Consider the following 17,446-nt stretch of genomic DNA (forward strand, 5'->3'; position numbering starts at 1 on the left):
TCTTCTTCTTTCAGCACTATGAAGGCTGCTGGTGCGTATTCCACCCTGGATCGCGCAACCGTCGATGACCGGTTGTCGGCTTGCGGCTAAAACTGCGTCGTCCGTTGCGCCAAGTTTTCTCCGATAATGACGTCCAGTCAGGGATGAGCGGTGATATGCCCAAGTCCCACAGCTACGGGAGGTCACTATGCATCTCGCTGGCACCATACTTCCGATCTTCGCCATCATTCTAACGGGATGGTTTTCCGGCGCCTCCGGCTACATGCCGCGCGCGCTGGCCGCACCGCTGATGCGCTTTGCCTACTACGTGGCGATGCCTTCCCTGGTCTTCCTGACGATCGCCGATGAGTCGCTTCACTCGCTCCTTGACTGGCGCTTTCTTGCTGCGTTCGGCGGCGGCTCCATGATCTGCTTTGTGGCGGTCATGATGTTTGTGCGAATCGCGTGGGGCGCAGGCGTCGCGAAGAGCGGAATACTGGCTGCTGCCGTGTCGATGACGAACACCGGATTCGTCGCGCTCCCTATATTGAAGACGCTTTTTGGCCAACCGGGCGTGCTCGCGGCGGCGATTGCGACCGTATTCGTCGGCGCCGTCATGTTTCCGATGCTGGTTCTGCTGCTCGAGATCGGGCGATACGATACATCGCGCAACATACGGACGGCTGCCCTGATCCGGCAGATCGCCACCAATCCCGTCATCCTTGCGACGATTTTCGGACTGCTTTGGTCGATCCTCGATTTGGAACTGTCCGGGCCGGTCGCGTCGTTTCTCACCATTCTCGGCGAAGCGTTGACGCCATGCGCGCTGTTCGCAATTGGACTTGATCTAACAATCGCCGAACTGCGCGAGCGGCTGAGTCTCTATGCGTTACTGACGGCGCTCAAGCTGGCGATCATGCCGCTCGTGGTCTACGCGCTTTGCCTCGCGGTTGACCTCGACCGGACTGCGACCGTCGCTGCCGTCGTGTGCGCTGCCGTGCCCACTGCCAAGAGCGCGTACGTGCTCGCGGTCGAATACGACGTCGAAAAGACTGTAGTGGGTGCGGTGATCTCGATGACCACGCTCTTTTCAGTCTCACGTTGCTCGCCTGGCTTTACGTTCTGTAGCGCGGACTCGCCATCGTCGCTGAAACTTTCTTCAGCACTGTGAAATGGCTGCTCAGGCCCGCACTGAGTTTCAGTGCGGCGTACAACTACCTGAAGGGTGAATCCGTCAACACCTCGGCGGGTCAAGCCGTGGGCAGCCAGCACTACAACCAGGTGATGCTGATGGCAGACTACTTCCTGTCGAAGCGGACGGACCTTTATATCGAAGGCGCATGGCAACGCGCGTCAGGCACGTCGTCGACGGGCGCGCCCACGGTTGCCGACATCGGCAATCTCGGTGACTCATCGAACCATCATCAGCTTGCGATCTGTGCCACCTTGCGTCATAAGTTTTAGCCAACCGACAGTCGAAAGTCGCACGTCCTGCGAAAGTCCGTTTGCCGGATTCCGGGGCGTGCGGCCACGCCGCGAGTCAATTGAATTCGAAAGTCGGCTCGGACCAGAAACCATTCACCGGCACGTCTTTAACGCGGAGCTTGGAGAGCTGCCTCTTGCATCAATCTGCGGCAGGGAAATCAAGCGTAGTATCGTTGATACGGTTAAACAGGTTGGTGAAAGCAATGCTTGCAATCGCCATTGTGACGTCGACAATTTGCGTATCGGTGACACCCACGTCTTTGACTGTTGCCACCACATCGGCAGAAACTGTGCCACTGGTGGTGATTATATGTAGCGTAAACTTGGCCAACGCATCATTACGCGCATCGCCCGACGGCTGCGCCTGACGCAACGCCAGAATGCCTTCGCGGCTCAGACCTATTCTTTTTCCCATCAGTGTGTGTGCGGCCAGACAATAGTCACAGCCGGTAGTCTGGCTGACGACCAGTTTAACCACTTCGATATCGATAGCGCTCAAGCTGCTTTTTTTGAGCGAGGCTTCCAGGTTCAATACGGCTTCCAGCGCAACCGGACTATTGCCGCCGATTCCAATATATGAATTGGGAACCTTTCCGACCGTACTTTTAACTGCGCTGAACAATTCGGCCGCACGACCCGTGGCTTCGGACAATGCGATCGTGTGGAGACGAGTCATGATGATTTCCTTTTACGTATTACGTCGGTTGAGAAGAATCTGCGTCAATGTTTTGCGGCAAAGAGCACGATTACCATCCTTGGCGTCTTTATTGCAGGCCGTCGTAGACCATCTTTGTGAATTGGCTGCCGTTGAACACAAAGCTGCCCCATTTGGCGTCGAAAGCCGCCGTCGGCCTGGCCGCGATAATTTCGTCCAGTGATTTGCCTTGCAATTTCAAGGTTGCGACGTTGTTGCGTACTGTGACCAGCATGTCGCGGAATTCGATCAGTTGGGCGCGTGTACCCACTGCGCCGTGGCCAGGAATGACGATGGTGTGGTCTGTCGTCAATGCCACAGCCTTGTTGGCCCATTGGATCGCCCCGTCGATGTTGCCGCCCGCTTCATTGTCGATATACGGATAAATTCCGTTCCAGAAGGTGTCTCCCAGCGCTAGCACATCCGCCTTTTTGAAGTAGACCCATAAGTCACCGTCCGTATGGCCATGACCGAAGTTCTCCACTTCGATTTTCGTTCCTGCGAAGGTGAAGGTCTCTTCATTATTGACAACCAGGGTCGGGCGCGCGCCTGCCGGCACCGGATCGAAAGTCCAATTCCAGGCATTGACATGCGTAGTCTCGGTCAGATGCCTCAAGGTATTCTCGTGTGCAACGATGGTGGCGCCAGCTGCATGCATCCATGCATTGCCATCGGTATGGTCCCAATGCCAATGCGTGTTCACCACGTATTTCAGCGGCGCGGGACTGATCTTGTCGAGAGCGGCTTGCAGCTTTTCTTGCGATTTGCTAATGCCCGCGTCAACCAGAAACTTGCCTTCCTTGCCCGACAGGACGGTAATGTTGCCGCCGGAACCCATTAGCACGGTGATATTTCCACGCAGAGGCTCCACGACGATTTCCCCGTCGGCACGGCGTAAATATCGGGCACCCGCACCAGTATGAAAATAGTCGTCTGGCGTGACGTCCTTACCTGGCGAAGACTGACTGCCGGTATCGGCGAAGGTTGCCGTAGAGGCCAACGGAGAACTGGCGGCAATGACGATCGATACAAACAACAGTTTTGAAAGTACGCCAGATCTTTTTGCTAGTTTGACAAACGCATTCATAGTTCTTCACCTCTATTGAGCAAACCGAATCATCTGCATGTATGTCGAGTACGGGAATAGCCGGTGAACTTCGATATCTGCCCGACCTCATTGAAGGCAGAGCCTGCGGCGTTGCTGCCGATGCGCCGCCAGCCAGCTACCTATCAACAGGGTCGAAAACAAGGCACCGGCAACGCAAACTCCTGACCAGCCCGCCTTGTAATAAGCCACACTAGCCGCGCTTGAACCGATTGCGCCGCCAAAGAAATAGCAGGTCAGATAAATGGTGGTGATTCGACTCCGCGCGTCCGGAGCGAGTGCATAGATCACACCCTGGTTGGAGATGTGTAAGCCCTGGACGCCCACGTCCAAAAGCAGAACGCCGACTATCAATAACGTCAGCGAGTGCGCACCCGCGTAAATGAACACAAACGACGCCAGAATCGCGCTGCTAAAAAATCCAGTCGCACGGTGCCCATGCCCGCGATCTGCCATACGCCCCGCCGAGCCGGCCGCGAGCGCACCGGCGGCACCGGCCAGACCAAACACGCCGATCCTGGCCTCGGAGTAGTGGTACGGAGCGGCATTGAGAAGAAACGTCAGTGCGGTCCAGAAGATGCTGAAGCAGGCATAACCCAGAGCGCCATAGAGCGAGCGCAGGCCGATCGTGGGGTGTTGGTTCAGTAGTGTCAGCAGAGACCGCAGCAGCTGACGATAGCGCCAGGATCGATCACTTCTTCGGTCTTGCGGCAACGCTCGCACGAGGCACGAGGTCAGAAGCAGGATCAAAAATGCGGCGACTCCATAAACGATGCGCCAGCCCGCCAATTGCGCGATGGTTCCGGAGACTGTCCGCGCCAGCAGGATGCCGAGAAGCAAACCGCTCATCACGGTGCCTACTACGCGCCCACGCTCGTTGTCGGATGCGAGCGAAGCGGCGAACGGGACTTGCAACTGGGCGGCGCACGAGGTTACACCGAGTAGCATGCTCGCGGCAGCAAACAGTTTGAAGTCAGGGCTCAGAGCTACCGCGAGCAACGCGACCACCGTGAGCAGAAGCAAGGATACGATCAGTGTGCGTCGATTCAACACGTCGCCGAGTGGCACGATCAATAGCAAGCCACACGCGTAGCCGAGTTGGGTGAGCGTAACCAGCAAGCCAAGTCGGGCCGGACTATAGCCGAAGGTACTCGCAATAGCTGCCAATAGCGGCTGTGAATAGTAGATGTTCGCGATAATGACGCCGGAGGCAAGCGCAAACAGCAGCGTCAACCGTCTCGTCAGGTCAGGTGTTCGGGCAGACATGGAAGTCCTTCACGGGTGGGGTCCGCGTCAGGTGTGGCGGCGATTCTCACGCGTTGGAACCGCTTGGATGCGCTTCGGGAAGGCATCCTTTGTGAAATTTAAGAAAACCGTCGATTGGCTCTTGCACCATGATCTCCTCAAGCCGGGGGTTGAGAAGATCATGGTGCGATTTGGCTATAGCGTCCAAGACCGGTTTACTATTCAAATAATAAGCATCGCCTATAGTTGAGGTGTCATGCTACTGCGGCACATTCGCTACTTCCTGGCGGGCCGGCGGACATGCCGGACTCGAAGAGTCCCGGCGCGATGGAGACCAAGGGAATGCCGTGCTCCGCCAGATCGCGGGCGATGGGTAGCGTCATTCCAGTCACGCCGGCCTTGCTCGCGGTTGGGAGGCGCCGCGACGTTTGCAAGGATCGATTATTTTTCGCTGCGGTTCAGCGCAATCGCCGGAAACCCGGCGATTGCCATTGCCCCCGCTCTCTTCGCTATGCAGCCTCGACGAGGACAGCCTCTCCAGCCTCCTCCCAGGCCTTCGACAGCGGCAGATAACGCGCCTCGATCACCGCGCGCCGGATCTTCATCGTCGGCGTCAGGAAGCCGTTGTCGACAGTCCACTACGCTCGACCGGAACTCTGACTTTTTGCAATGCCAAATGCCTGGATGACCTGCGCGCCGATTGTGTTGTGCGACGTGGGAATTTCCGCTTGCGGAATCCGGTATACCGTCGACCGGTACGCCGATTGTAGTCAAACGTGGTACTCGACCGTTCTGACAAGGAAACCCCAGTGTCCTTCAGCACGTCGTACCCGTAGGCCGCTTTGAAGACCGTGATGGCATTGGCATTGGTTTGCCCTGCCGCGTCCGAGCGAGATCACCAGATAGATCATCGCTGGCTGACCTGTGTTCATCATCATGAAGAACGGATAAGCGAGAGAGCGCCTGGAAGACCAGGCCGCCTATATAAACCGCGCGGCGGCCGATTCCGTCGGGCCTTCGCTGACCACAACAGCGCCGAGAGCGTCAACGTGGCGACGAGAGCGTTCAGGAAATTGGCGGTCATCGCATCGACCGTCTTCGACAGTTTGCTGGACACCACCTGCAAGCTTCACGGACAGTCGCAATGTGCAACCGATACTGACCTTTGCGCCATGGAGAAGCACAGCCGTGTCCAGTTCATCAATCAGCGCATTGTTGAGCACGTCGAGCTGTTGCGTCTGCCGCGAGGCACGACACCCGGCCCGCAGAGCAACATCTCCATGCGTGCCAGCGAGGATCGGGGTCGTCAGCGCTAGCCGCCGATTAGGCGACCATTACCGCGGGCGGGTTCTTGGCTACGTAGCGCCCCGGCGCCGGCTCGATTGGTTTGTACTTCGCGTTCCCTGGTTTCTTCGGCGCCGCGACCTGCTTGCCGGCATACGGTTGCAGCCAGTTGGCCCAATGCGTCCACCAGCTGCCTGGTTTTGATTTCGCCGATTCGAGCCATGCCTCCGGATTGTCCCCAAGCTTGCCGTCGGTCCAATAACTGCGTTTGTTTTTCGACGCCGGATTGATCACGCCCGCGATATGTCCGCTCGCGCCGAGCACGAACTGCGTCTCACCGCCGACGAGTTGCGTGGAACGATACGCGCCCTTCCACGGCACGATGTGGTCCTCCTGCGTGCCGAAGATATAGCTCGGCATGTCGATGCTGCCGAGATCCACCGGCGTGCCGCACATGGAGAGCCGACCTGCTTTGCACAGGTTGTTCTCGAGATACATGTTGCGCAAATACCAGGCGTACATCGGTCCGGGCAGGTTGGTGCCGTCGGCGTTCCAGTAAAGCAGGTCGAACGCCTGCGGCGCGCCGCCCTTGAGATAGTTGTTCACCACATACGGCCAGATCAGGTCGTTGGCGCGCAGCGTCTGGAACACGAAACCGAGCTCGCCGCCAGAGTAGATGCCGCCCTGACCGATCGTTTGCTCTCGCTGCGACACGCCCTGCTCGTCGATGAACACGCCGAGATCACCGGGGTCGCTGAAGTCGAGCATCGTGGTGAGGAGGGTCAAGCTTGCCACCGATTCATCGCCGCGCGCCCGCAGCACCGCGAGCGCCGATGACAGGATCGTGCCGCCCACGCACCAGCCGACCGCGTTGATTTTGTCCGCGCCGCTGATCGTGCGACCGACGTCGATCGCCTTGATTGCGCCGTTTTCAACATAGTCGTCCCAGGTGATATGGCCGAGTTCCGCATCGGGATTGCGCCACGACACGAGGAACACCGTCTGGCCCTGCTCACAGGCGAAGCGTACGAAAGAGTTCTCCGGCTGCAGATCGAGGATATAAAACTTGTTGATGCACGGTGGCACGATCACGAGCGGCCGCTCGGCAACTTTATCCGTGAGCGGTGCATACTGAATCAACTGAAAAAGCTCGTTCTCGAAGACAACCGATCCCTTTGACACCGCCACATTCCGTCCGACTTCAAATGCGCTTTCATCGGTGATAGAAATGCGCCCGCGCTTGAGATCTTCGAGCAGGTTCGCAAAGCCCGTGCGCATGCTTTCGCCCCGCGTGTCGAGCGCGGTTTTCATCGCATCGGGGTTGGTAGCCGCAAAGTTGGCGGGGCTCATCGAATCGATGAACTGGCGCGCGTAGAAACGCAGCTTGTGCTTCTCCTTCTCGCCGACGCCCGACGCCTCGATCATGTCGCTGAGCAGCCGGGAGTTAAGCAGATAGGTCTGCTTGAGCATGCTGTACCACGGGTTGTCGCGCCAGGCGTCCGAACTGAAACGACGGTCGCCGCGCTCGGGCTGAACGGCGGGTTCCGCTGCCGTGCCCATGGCGCTCGCCACCATACCCATGTAGAGCGCCATCTGCTGCTGCCAGTAATGCGCCTGTGCCTCTGCCAGCGCGAGCGCCGGCATTTTGGCGGGAGTCGAAGGCGCGTCAGGGGCCTTGCCGGCCACACCTGTGTAAGCCTGCAGCAGCGTCTGGCCGGATTTGAAGAAGCCCTGGACAAATTCTTCCGGCATGTTGAACGGCATGGGCATGCTATCTCCAGCAAGTTCCAGTTGAAATTCCGCCCCGCGCGTGGCGTGACGACAGATGTGAGATAGGTTACGCGAATATGGGCAATGCACGCATTATTTCCGCTGCAACACCTGTTTGAGTTCTGCCGCACGGTCTTTCGCGCGGATCGCGGCTGCTGGGTAACGGTTACTCCATACGGGCACTGCGTGATGTCGGCATTCTGGCCAAGATAGATTGTCCCAAGACCCGGCAGGCGGCCCGCGATGGCCGCCGAAATGACGCTTGCGGTCAGCATCCCGTGCGCGATACGGCCCTTGAAGGGCGTCGTCTGTGCAAACTCCTCGTTGATGTGGACCGCAGTGTTGTCGTTGGGAAAGATTACTGTCATGCATCCGTGCCAGTTGCAGCTGGGACACACATCTCAACATCCCTCCCCGCCATGTTGCTCCATCGGAACATGCAACGAGACGTACATCGGGCAGGCGGTTTTTCAAGCAATTAACTAAACTTCCCGGCGAAAGTTTTATGGTTACCGCTACATTCCGAACCGGAAAAACCTCTGAAACCCACGTGGCGGAAGGCAGCCGGAGTCGAACCGACCTGAGAGCGTCTGACGCCCTCAACTGGGTTTGAAGCCCAGCCGCGCCACCGGACACGAATGCCTTCCTACGATGATTGAACTACACGCCGATGATCAGAGCAGATCGAGCCAGCGACTGTCCGTGCGCAGCAGATGCAGCCCACGGTGGAAGCGAGTATACCCAACCCGGTCGAAGAATTCCAAAAGCTGGATCGCGCGTTTCCGGCCCAATCCGGTGACGTCGCGAAACGGTGCGGCGGCAACCGTGCCGGCATTCTTTTGCGCCTCGGCAGCCGCAATCGAAGCCAGTTCCCGAATCGCCTCCGGATGATAAAAGAGATCATTCACGACCTGAAATAGCTCGCCCTGCCGCGCGAGTTTGCGCATCAATTGACGCACATGCTCCTCCGGTACGCCGTGCGCATTGGCCAGATCGCGCACCCACGGCGGATCGAAATGCCCGGCTTTCACTGCGGGTAGCAGCGTCGCAGCGAGCGCGCGATCCGCTTCGTCGAGCGTCACTGTATGGCCCGGCAGATGCAGCCAAGGCCCGCGCTTGACGATCTCGCCACGCGTCGCGGCATCGTCGACAAGCGCGCGCCACAGCGCGTCGTCCAGCAGCGGCGCCGCGATGCGCCGCAAGCGCGAGATGTCCGGGCCCAACTCGTCCGGCAAGCGTTCGTGGTACTGCGCGAGTGTCGTCGTCAACCGCGTATTGAGCGCTTGCCAGAGCGCGTCGGCGACTAGCAATGCGTCCTCGCCCGGCAGCTCCACTGCCCGCGTATTGGCCGGCAACGCGAGCGCGGCCGCCGGCATGCCCGTCAAACGTTCCAGCAGCGAGCGCGACAAGCCATGCGGCGCTCTCGCGAAGATGGCGTCGAGCGTGCCGGTGTCGAGCATGATCTGAAGCGCGTCGAGCCACGCCAGCCGCTCGGCCGAACGACGCTTGCGCGACGGCGCGAACGGATCGAGCACATGGCCGCCGCCAATCGTGCGATTGGCCTGCGCGTTGCGCACCACGAAGCGATCGCCCGGCAGCGCGCAAACGGGTCGCTCGAACACGAGTTGAACGCGGGCACGCTGACCGGCGCCGAGTGTTTCGCCATCGAGCAACGCGACATGCGCAACCTGGTGCTGCGTGCCCAGATGCACATGCAGCGGCGCCCAATGCTCCAACGTGAGCGGTCCATCGGCGAGCAGCGTCAGCATGACGTCGATTCGCTCCGACGCCTGCGAGAGCCGCGGATCGACGATCCCGTCGCCACGATCGATCGCGCTCTTCTCGATGCCCGCCAGGTTCAATGCACAGCGCTCGCCAGCGCGTCCGCTCTGCGCCGGACGATTCTGCGCATGAATGCTGCGCACACGCACCGGTTGATTCTTCGGCGCGAGCAACATTGTGTCGCCCACCGCCAGGCGGCCCGACACCACGGTGCCCGTCACGATCGTGCCCTGGCCCGAGAGCGTGAAGACACGATCGACCGCGAGACGGAACAGGCCGTCGTCGCGCTTCATCCGCCACGCGGCGGCCGCCGCGTGCAGATGCGCCTTCAACGCGGCCACGCCGGGATTGTCGACCTGCACTGCGCAAGTATCGAACACGGGCGCGTCCTGAAGCACGCTGCCGCTCAGAAACGCCCGCACTTCGTCGTGCACTTCGCGCAGACGCTGCGCGTCGACGCGGTCCACCTTGGTCAGCGCGACAGCGCCTTGCCGAATCCCGAGCAGTTCGACAATCGCCAGATGCTCGCGCGTTTGCGGCATCACGCCGTCGTCGGCGGCGATCACCAGCAGCGCGAAATCGATGCCGCTCGCGCCCGCCGTCATCGTATGCACGAGCTTTTCGTGACCCGGCACATCGATCAAACCGAGCACGTCGCCGTTCTCGAGCGGCACATACGCGTAGCCCAGTTCGATCGAGATGCCGCGCGCTTTTTCTTCCTTGAGACGATCCGTATCGACGCCCGACAGCGCTTTCACCAGGCTCGTTTTGCCGTGGTCGATATGCCCCGCCGTACCGACGATCATGCGCGCGCGCCTTTCAGTTGCTCGATCAGTTGCGCTTCATCGGCGGCTTCGAGACAGCGCAGATCGAGGCGCAACGCATCGTCCGCGATACGGCCGATTACGGGCCGCGCCATCTCGCGCAGCATCTTTTCGAGCGCGAGCAATTGACGGCCAGCGCGTTTACCGTCCGCCATTCTGACGACCAGTCCGTAACTCGGCAGCACGTCGACCGGCAACGCGCCGCTGCCGATCTGGCTGAACATCGGCTCCGCCGTCACCGCATAGCGTTCGCCGAATGCATGCTGCAACGCGGGCTGCACGCGCTCCGCGGCGAGCCGGATGTCGTCGGCGGGACGGGTCAATAACCGCAACGTGGTGAGCCGCTCCGTGAGCCTCTCCGGCGCGCGATACAACTGCAGCACAGGCTCCAGCGCCGCGAGCGTCAGTTTGCCGACGCGCAACGCGCGCTTGAGCGGATGCTTCTTGATCTTCGCGATCAGATCGCGTCGCCCGACGATCAAACCGGCTTGCGGACCGCCGAGCAACTTGTCGCCGCTGAACGTGACGAGGTCGGCACCGGCCTCGATGGTTTCGCGCACCGTCGTCTCGCGCGGCAAGCCCCATTGGCTCAGATCGACCAGCGTGCCGCTGCCGAGATCCACGGCAACCGCAAGACCGCGCGCGTGGGCGAGCGGTGCGATTTCATCCAGAGCGACCTCTTTGGTGAAACCGCTGATCGCATAGTTGCTCGCGTGGACTTTCATCAGCAGCGCGGTTTGCGGGCCGATGGCTTCGTCGTAGTCCTTCAGATGCGTGCGGTTCGTCGTGCCGACTTCGCGCAGTTTCGCGCCCGCGCGGCTCATGATGTCGGGAATACGAAACGCGCCGCCGATTTCAACCAGCTCGCCGCGCGACACGATGACCTCTTTCTTCGACGCCAGCGCGGACAACGTGAGCAGCACCGCGGCCGCGTTGTTGTTGACCACGGTGGCCGCTTCGGCGCCGGTCAATTCGCAGATGAGGTCGTCGATCAGATCGTCGCGGTCGCCGCGCTTGCCGGTGCCAAGATCGAACTCGAGGTTGGCGGGTTGCGTGAGCGCTTTCATGACGGCCTGAACCGCCTCGTCGGGCAGCAATGCGCGGCCGAGATTGGTATGCAGCACCGTGCCGGTCAGATTGAAGACGCTGCGCAAGCGCGACTCGTTGCGCTGGCGCAGCGCGGCTTCGACCGCGCTCTTCAGTTGCGCGACGTCGAGCGCGCTCACGGACACGTCGCCCGACTGCGCGCCGGCACGCCAGTTGTCGAGCGCCTCGCGCACCGCGCCCAACACCTGCGTGCGGCCATATTCTGCGAGCAGCGCCACGAACTCGGTCGACGCCATCACCTTTTCCACCGACGGCACGCGCGCCATCAGCGCCCGCAATTCAAAGCCGCTTACATCGCTCACGAGGCAATCCCTTTTCTATTCGCATCCACCCGCTGCTAGTCGGACTCGCCGGAAGACTCATCCGCACCGACGGCCTGTTCGGGCCACAGCCACGGATGCGGCGACGCCCGCCGGTAACCTTCCGCCCCCATCAACAGATCCAGCGTGAGACTGGCGAGATCGTCCGCGAACGGTTCGAAATCGTAGTCCTTCGACTGAATGCCGATCTTCCGATAAGTATGGCATTCGTCGCACGATTCCGCTTTCAACACGGCGTGCTTCGATTCGGCTTCACGCGCGGCCTCGTCGGCTTCCGGCGAGCCGACCGTGTGATAGGCGATGCCCTTGGTCGAATCGCAGTTCGAGCACTTCGCGCGAACCATGTGCCACTCGGTCGAGCACAGCCCGCATTGCAGGTAGCGGTAATTGTCATACGCGCCACCCACGCGCACGATGCTCGCCACCGGATGCGATCCGCACACGGGACACAGGCCGAGGGTCTCGATGTACGGCACCTCGCGCTTGTCGATATCGGCGGCGAGGTCGGTCCAGACCACTTGCAGCGCGGCCACGACGAACGGTGCGCTCGCCGGATCGACTTCTTCGAAGCGCTCCGCGAAGATCGCGTCGGCCTGGAATTCGAGCGCAGCGGTGTCGAGCGTGCGCAGCCGGTCGATCAGCACTTCGAGCGGCGGCGTGAGCGAGCCCACGGCTGCCACCTTGTCGAGCAACTGGTGCAGCACGTCGCGCCACGCCGGATCACGCACGCCGGAAAGCACCGGAATCAGCGGCATGGAATGCTGCTGCGCACTCGCGATCAACTCGCCGCTGGGCGGCTGCGCCTTGAAGCCGGCCATCACGGCTTGCTGCGCGTCGGCGAGCACGGCCATCAGGCGCAAATAGCCGGCGATCGGATTGTCGAGCGCCGCAAGCTGGCGCAGCCGCGCGGCTCGCGCGGCAAACACCGCGAGCCGTTCCGGCATGCGAATACGCGGAATCGCTGAATGATCGAGCGATTCGATATCGCCGGCTTCGAGAATACGTTGAACCACAGTATCGACCTCTGAAAACTGAAGAGCCGCCGCCGTTCATCGAACAAGGGCGGCGGCTCGGGTTCAGCGCGGCGGCAGCCGCACTGCCTTTAATGACCTATGCGCGGCCCGCTATTTGCCGATGATTTCCTTGAACCAGTTCGGATGATGCTTTCGCGCCCAACCGTAGGTCACCGTGCCGCGCGTCATGGCGCCGATCGACCCCTTGATCCACAACGCCGCATAAATATGCACGACGATGCCGACGATCAACACGAACGCCGCCGCGGCATGCACGAGCGCCGCGAGCCGGATGATCTCGATCGGAAAGTAGAACGAGAAATAGCGCCGCCAGATCACGATACCGCTTGCCAGCAACAGCAGCAGGCAGATCACCATGGTGAAAAATAGCAGCTTTTGACCGGCGTTGTACTTACCGATCGCGGGGAGCTTCTCCTCGCGATTGTTGAGCACGTCGTCGATCTGCCTCATCCACTGAAGGTCGGCTTTGTCGAGATAGTTGTGATGCCAGAAGCGCAACGCCAGAATCAGAAACGACAGGAACATCACGCAGCCGACGAATGGATGCAGAATCCGCGTCCATTGGCCGCCGCCGAAGATCGCGTAAAGCCACGACATGGCCGGATGAAACATGGCGAGACCGGACAGCGCCAGCAGGACGAAGGTGATCGCGGTGATCCAGTGATTCGTACGCTCATTCGGCGTATAGCGCACAATCAGACTGTTGCCTCTCACGTCCTTCAGATCGGTATGCTCAGGGTGCTTCATTGGATGCCTCCCGTGAACGGCGTACTTCGTCGGCTTCGTGCTGGGCTTCGGCTTCATCGGCCTCCGACACCTCGTTCGGACCGACGCGCGTGTAGTGGAAGAACCCGGCTATGGCCGCGAACGCGATACCTGCCAGCGCCAGCGGTTTTGCCAGACCTTTCCACAGCGCAACCATCGCGCTGATCTTCGGATTCTGCGGCAAACCGTGATACAGAGTGGGCTTGTCGGCGTGATGCAGCACATACATCACATGCGTGCCGCCCACGCCGGCCGGATCGTACAAACCGGCATTCTGGAAGCCACGTTCCTTCAGATCCTCAATCCGGTCCGCGGCCTGCTGCTTCATGTCCTCCTTGGTGCCGAACATGATCGCGCCGGTCGGGCACGTCTTCACGCAGGCCGGTTCCTGGCCGACCGCCACGCGGTCCGAACACAGCGTGCACTTATACGCGCGGTTGTCCTTCTTCGAAATACGCGGCACGTTGAACGGGCAACCGGTGATGCAATAGCCGCAGCCGATGCAGTTTTCCTCGTGAAAATCCACGATCCCGTTCGTGTACTGCACGATCGCGCCCGGCGACGGACAAGCCTTCAGGCAACCCGGATCCTCGCAGTGCATGCAGCCGTCCTTGCGGATCAGCCACTCGAGATCGCCCTCGGCGTTCTCGTATTCCGAGAACCGCATGACGGTCCACGAATGCTCGCTCAGATCGCGCGGGTTGTCGTAGATGCCGGTTGTCGTGCCGATTTCATCGCGCAGATCGTTCCATTCCATACAGGCGGTCTGACACGCCTTGCAGCCAATGCACTTCGACACGTCGATGAGCTTGGCGACCGTACCCGTGACCGGCTCACGCACTTGCGGTTCGGGCAAGGTCGTGGCCGAGAGGCGTTTGATGTCCAGTGATTGCAATGCCATCTCTTCTCCCTATGCCTTTTCGACCTTGACGAGGAACGATTTGAATTCCGGTGTCTGCGAATTCCCATCGCCCACGGAGGGCGTCAGCGTATTGACGAGATAGCCTGGCTTCGCGAGTCCCTTGAAGCCCCAATGCAATGGCAATCCGACTGTCTGAACTTTCTTTCCTTCGATCATCAGCGGTTTGATCCGCTTGGTGACGAGCGCCACGGCAATGATATGCCCGCGATTGGACGATACCTTGACACGATCCCCGGCCACCACGCCCACCTCCTTGGCCAGATCCTCGCCGATTTCCACGAACTGCTGCGGCTGCACGATCGCGTTCAGGCGCGCGTGCTTGGTCCAGTAGTGGAAATGCTCCGTCAAACGATACGTGGTCGCCGTATGCGGGAAGTTCTCGTGCGTGCCGAACGCGGCCCGGTCATCGGGGAACACGCGTGCCGCCGGACTGCTGACGACCGCCTTGTTGTTCGGATGCAGCGGGTTGTAGCCGAGCGGCGTTTCAAACGGTTCGTAGTGCTCGGGGAATGGCCCTTCCACCAGACCGTCGCGCGAGAAGAAGCGCGCCACACCTTCTGCGTTCATGATGAACGGATTCATGCCGTTTTCCGGCGGTTCGTCCGCTTTGAAGTCGGCAATGTCCGCTCCGGTCCACGCCTTGCCATTCCACGCGATCAGCTTGCGGGTGGGATCGAACGGCTTGCCGCTGACATCGCACGAAGCACGGTTGTACAGAATCCGCCGGTTCGCCGGCCAGGCCCACGCCCAATTCAGCGTATTGCCGATGCCGGTCGGGTCGGAGTTGTCGCGACGGCCCATCTGGTTGCCCGCCTGGGTCCATGCGCCGCAGAAGATCCAGCAACCGCTCGCGGTGCTGCCGTCGTCGCGCAACTGCGCGAAGCTCGACAGCTGCTCGCCCTGTTTGGCGAGCACCTTGGTTTTATCGGTCGGGTCGGTGACGTCGGTGAGCGCCTTGCCGTTGAACTCCATGGCGATTTCTTCGGGCGTCGGGCTTTCCGGGTCGGCATACGGCCAGCTCATCTTGAGAATTGGATCGGGATACTTGCCGCCGTCCTTCCGGTAAGCCTCGCGGATGCGCAGCCACAGCCCCGACATGATCTCGAGGTCGCTCTTCGCTTCTCCGGGGCCGACCGCACCCTGCCAGTGCCACTGCAACACGCGGCTGGAACTGACCAGCGAGCCGCGTTCTTCCGCGAAACAGGTGGTCGGCAAACGGAACACCTCCGTTTGAATCTTCGACGGATCGACGTCGTTGAACTCGCCGAAATTCTTCCAGAACTCGGAGGTTTCGGTGGCGAGCGGATCCATGATGACGAGCCACTTCAGCTTGGCCAGACTCGCGCCGATCTTCGCCTTGTTCGGCGCCGCGGCAAGCGGGTTGAAGCCCTGCGCGATGTAGCCGGTCATCTTGCCTTGATTCATCAGCTCGAAGACCTGCAGCATGTCGTATGACTTATCGAGCTTCGGCAGGTAGTCGAAACCGAAGTTGTTCTCGGCGGTCGCGTTATCGCCCCACCATGACTTCATGAAACTGACATGGAACGCGCGATAGTTGCGCCAGTAACTCAACTGATTCGGCCGCAATGGCTGGCTCGCGCGTGTCGCGATGAAGGCGTCGAAGTCCTGCTCGGCTTCCAGCGGCAGCGTCATGTAACCCGGCAACAGGTTCGACATCAGGCCCAGGTCGGTCAAACCCTGAATGTTCGAGTGACCGCGCAGCGCATTCATGCCGCCGCCCGCAATGCCGATATTGCCCAGCAGCAATTGCACCATCGCGCCGGTGCGGATGATCTGCGCGCCGATCGAGTGGTGCGTCCAGCCGAGCGCGTACAGGATCGTACCAGCGCGCCCCGGGACAGCCGTCGATGCGAGCATCTCGCACACCTTGAGGAATTTTTCCTTAGGCGTGCCGCACGTGCTCTCGACCTGTTCGGGCGTGTAGCGCGAGTAGTGCTGCTTCATCAGTTGATAGACGCAGCGCGGGTGCTGCAAGGTGGGATCGACTTTGGCAAAGCCGTCGTCGCCGCGTTCGTAGTCCCACGAACTCTGGTCGTACTTGCGCTTGTCGGCGTCGTAGCCGGAATAGAGACCGTCGGTAAACGAGAAGTCCTCACGAACGATGAACGACATGTCCGTATAGTTCTTCACATACTCGTGCTGGATCTTGTCGTTGGTGAGCAGATAGTTGATCACCCCGCCCAGGAACACGATGTCCGAGCCGGTCCGAATCTGCGCGTAATAGTCCGCAACCGAGGCCGTGCGCGTAAAGCGCGGATCGACCACGATCAACCTCGCCTTGCGGTGCGCCTTGGCTTCAGTGACCCATTTGAAACCGCATGGGTGCGCCTCGGCCGCATTGCCGCCCATCACCAGAATCACATCCGCGTTCTTGATGTCGACCCAATGGTTCGTCATCGCTCCACGGCCAAACGTCGGGGCAAGACCTGCCACCGTCGGGCCGTGTCAGACACGCGCCTGATTGTCGAATGCGAGCATGCCAAGACTGCGGACAGTCTTGTGGGTCAAATAACCCACTTCATTGCTACCGGCCGATGCTGCGAGCACGCCGGTGGTCAGCCAGCGGTTGACCTTCTTGCCATCCGCCGTTGTCTCGACGAAGTTGGCATCGCGATCTTCCTTCATCAATTTCGCAATGCGATCGAGCGCGTCTTCCCATGAAATGCGAGTCCATTCATTCGAGCCCGCCGCGCGGTGTTCCGGATACTTCAGACGGCTCTCGCTATGAATAAAGTCGATCAGGCTCGCGCCCTTCGGACACAGCGTGCCGCGATTGACCGGATGATCGGGATCGCCTTCGATATGGATGATGCTGGACTTTGCGTTCTTGGCGTTGTCGCCGAGTCCATACATCAGGATGCCGCAGCCTACCGAACAGTACGGGCAGGTATTGCGGGTTTCGGTTGTGCGCGACAACTTGTACTGACGGACTTCCGCTAACGCGGGCGCCGGTGAGAAGCCCATGAGGGCGAGACTCGATCCGGCTAGCGTGGTGGCGGAGACCTTCAGAAATTGTCGCCGGGACATATGGGTCATCGAATGGCCTCGGCTCTTTATGGGGACACTGATAACGATTATAGAGACCGGTATGAAATCCTGCAGCGAGGAC

General features: G+C 60.4%; 13 protein-coding genes, 1 tRNA gene and 2 pseudogenes. 3 read left to right on the plus strand and 13 right to left on the minus strand.

Going from position 1 to position 17,446, the window contains the following annotated elements:
- Positions 1–187: 187 nt before the first annotated feature.
- Positions 188–1,150 carry an AEC family transporter gene (locus tag HF916_RS26060; protein ID WP_168791632.1) on the plus strand — a complete coding sequence of 321 codons (963 nt, stop codon included), beginning with the start codon at positions 188–190 and terminating at the stop codon, positions 1,148–1,150.
- Complete coding sequence (locus HF916_RS26065) at positions 1,147–1,443, plus strand: porin (RefSeq protein WP_240975503.1); 297 nt, start codon at positions 1,147–1,149, stop codon at positions 1,441–1,443. The genes HF916_RS26060 and HF916_RS26065 overlap by 4 nt, the downstream gene beginning before the upstream one ends.
- Before the next feature lie 160 nt (positions 1,444–1,603).
- Here the strand turns inward: HF916_RS26065 and HF916_RS26070 are convergent, their stop codons facing one another.
- From HF916_RS26070 to HF916_RS26085, 4 genes and pseudogenes are all read right to left on the minus strand, one after another.
- Positions 1,604–2,140, minus strand: coding sequence for a carboxymuconolactone decarboxylase family protein (locus tag HF916_RS26070; protein WP_168791633.1), 537 nt, complete (start codon positions 2,138–2,140; stop codon positions 1,604–1,606).
- A gap of 88 nt (positions 2,141–2,228) precedes the next feature.
- Entirely contained in the window at positions 2,229–3,245 is a 1,017-nt protein-coding gene (locus tag HF916_RS26075; protein WP_240975504.1) for an MBL fold metallo-hydrolase, read from the minus strand.
- Between the two features lie 87 nt (positions 3,246–3,332).
- Positions 3,333–4,529 (minus strand): MFS transporter, encoded by a 1,197-nt coding sequence (locus tag HF916_RS26080; protein WP_168791634.1) that lies wholly within the window; start codon positions 4,527–4,529, stop codon positions 3,333–3,335.
- Positions 4,530–4,792: 263 nt separating this feature from the next.
- Positions 4,793–4,915, minus strand: a pseudogene (locus HF916_RS26085) (SDR family NAD(P)-dependent oxidoreductase); the annotation flags it as partial.
- Positions 4,916–5,362: 447 nt separating this feature from the next.
- On the opposite strand from HF916_RS26085, the gene HF916_RS26090 reads away from it, so the two are divergent.
- Positions 5,363–5,824, plus strand: coding sequence for a hypothetical protein (locus HF916_RS26090; RefSeq protein ID WP_168791635.1), 462 nt, complete (start codon positions 5,363–5,365; stop codon positions 5,822–5,824).
- 7 nt (positions 5,825–5,831) lie between these two features.
- Here HF916_RS26090 and phaC read toward each other — a convergent pair whose 3' ends face one another.
- The 9 genes and pseudogenes from phaC to fdnG form a co-directional block, all read right to left on the minus strand.
- Positions 5,832–7,562, minus strand: coding sequence for a class I poly(R)-hydroxyalkanoic acid synthase (gene phaC / locus HF916_RS26095; RefSeq protein ID WP_168791636.1), 1,731 nt, complete (start codon positions 7,560–7,562; stop codon positions 5,832–5,834).
- 197 nt (positions 7,563–7,759) lie between these two features.
- Positions 7,760–7,909, minus strand: a pseudogene (locus HF916_RS26100) (MaoC/PaaZ C-terminal domain-containing protein); the annotation flags it as partial.
- 204 nt (positions 7,910–8,113) lie between these two features.
- Positions 8,114–8,209: transfer RNA gene (locus tag HF916_RS26105), tRNA-Sec, on the minus strand.
- Between the two features lie 27 nt (positions 8,210–8,236).
- The gene (gene selB / locus HF916_RS26110) at positions 8,237–10,150 is read right to left on the minus strand and encodes a selenocysteine-specific translation elongation factor (protein ID WP_168791637.1); all 1,914 of its coding nucleotides are present in this window, start codon (positions 10,148–10,150) and stop codon (positions 8,237–8,239) included.
- Complete coding sequence (selA, locus tag HF916_RS26115) at positions 10,147–11,577, minus strand: L-seryl-tRNA(Sec) selenium transferase (RefSeq protein WP_168791638.1); 1,431 nt, start codon at positions 11,575–11,577, stop codon at positions 10,147–10,149. The genes selB and selA overlap by 4 nt, the downstream gene beginning before the upstream one ends.
- A gap of 35 nt (positions 11,578–11,612) precedes the next feature.
- The gene (gene fdhE / locus HF916_RS26120) at positions 11,613–12,608 is read right to left on the minus strand and encodes a formate dehydrogenase accessory protein FdhE (protein ID WP_168791639.1); all 996 of its coding nucleotides are present in this window, start codon (positions 12,606–12,608) and stop codon (positions 11,613–11,615) included.
- Positions 12,609–12,719: 111 nt separating this feature from the next.
- Positions 12,720–13,376, minus strand: coding sequence for a formate dehydrogenase subunit gamma (locus HF916_RS26125; RefSeq protein WP_121309767.1), 657 nt, complete (start codon positions 13,374–13,376; stop codon positions 12,720–12,722).
- On the minus strand, positions 13,363–14,295 hold the full coding sequence (gene fdxH, locus HF916_RS26130) for a formate dehydrogenase subunit beta (RefSeq protein ID WP_168791640.1): 933 nt from the start codon (positions 14,293–14,295) through the stop codon (positions 13,363–13,365). The genes HF916_RS26125 and fdxH overlap by 14 nt, the downstream gene beginning before the upstream one ends.
- 9 nt (positions 14,296–14,304) lie before the next feature.
- Positions 14,305–17,373: a formate dehydrogenase-N subunit alpha gene (fdnG, locus tag HF916_RS26135; protein ID WP_168791641.1), complete on the minus strand. Its 3,069-nt coding sequence runs from the start codon at positions 17,371–17,373 to the stop codon at positions 14,305–14,307.
- Positions 17,374–17,446: the final 73 nt, after the last annotated feature.

The organism is Paraburkholderia aromaticivorans (genome assembly GCF_012689525.1).
GTDB classification, from domain to species: domain Bacteria; phylum Pseudomonadota; class Gammaproteobacteria; order Burkholderiales; family Burkholderiaceae; genus Paraburkholderia; species Paraburkholderia aromaticivorans_A.

Coding starts and splice junctions, on each gene's coding strand:
- HF916_RS26060 (WP_168791632.1), top strand. CDS start 188: ATGCATCTCGCTGGCACCATACTTCCGATCTTCGCCATCATTCTAACG.
- HF916_RS26070 (WP_168791633.1), bottom strand. CDS start 2,140: ATGACTCGTCTCCACACGATCGCATTGTCCGAAGCCACGGGTCGTGCG.
- HF916_RS26075 (WP_240975504.1), bottom strand. CDS start 3,245: ATGAATGCGTTTGTCAAACTAGCAAAAAGATCTGGCGTACTTTCAAAA.
- HF916_RS26080 (WP_168791634.1), bottom strand. CDS start 4,529: ATGTCTGCCCGAACACCTGACCTGACGAGACGGTTGACGCTGCTGTTT.
- HF916_RS26090 (WP_168791635.1), top strand. CDS start 5,363: ATGGCATTGGCATTGGTTTGCCCTGCCGCGTCCGAGCGAGATCACCAG.
- phaC (WP_168791636.1), bottom strand. CDS start 7,562: ATGCCCATGCCGTTCAACATGCCGGAAGAATTTGTCCAGGGCTTCTTC.
- selB (WP_168791637.1), bottom strand. CDS start 10,150: ATGATCGTCGGTACGGCGGGGCATATCGACCACGGCAAAACGAGCCTG.
- HF916_RS26125 (WP_121309767.1), bottom strand. CDS start 13,376: ATGAAGCACCCTGAGCATACCGATCTGAAGGACGTGAGAGGCAACAGT.
- fdxH (WP_168791640.1), bottom strand. CDS start 14,295: ATGGCATTGCAATCACTGGACATCAAACGCCTCTCGGCCACGACCTTG.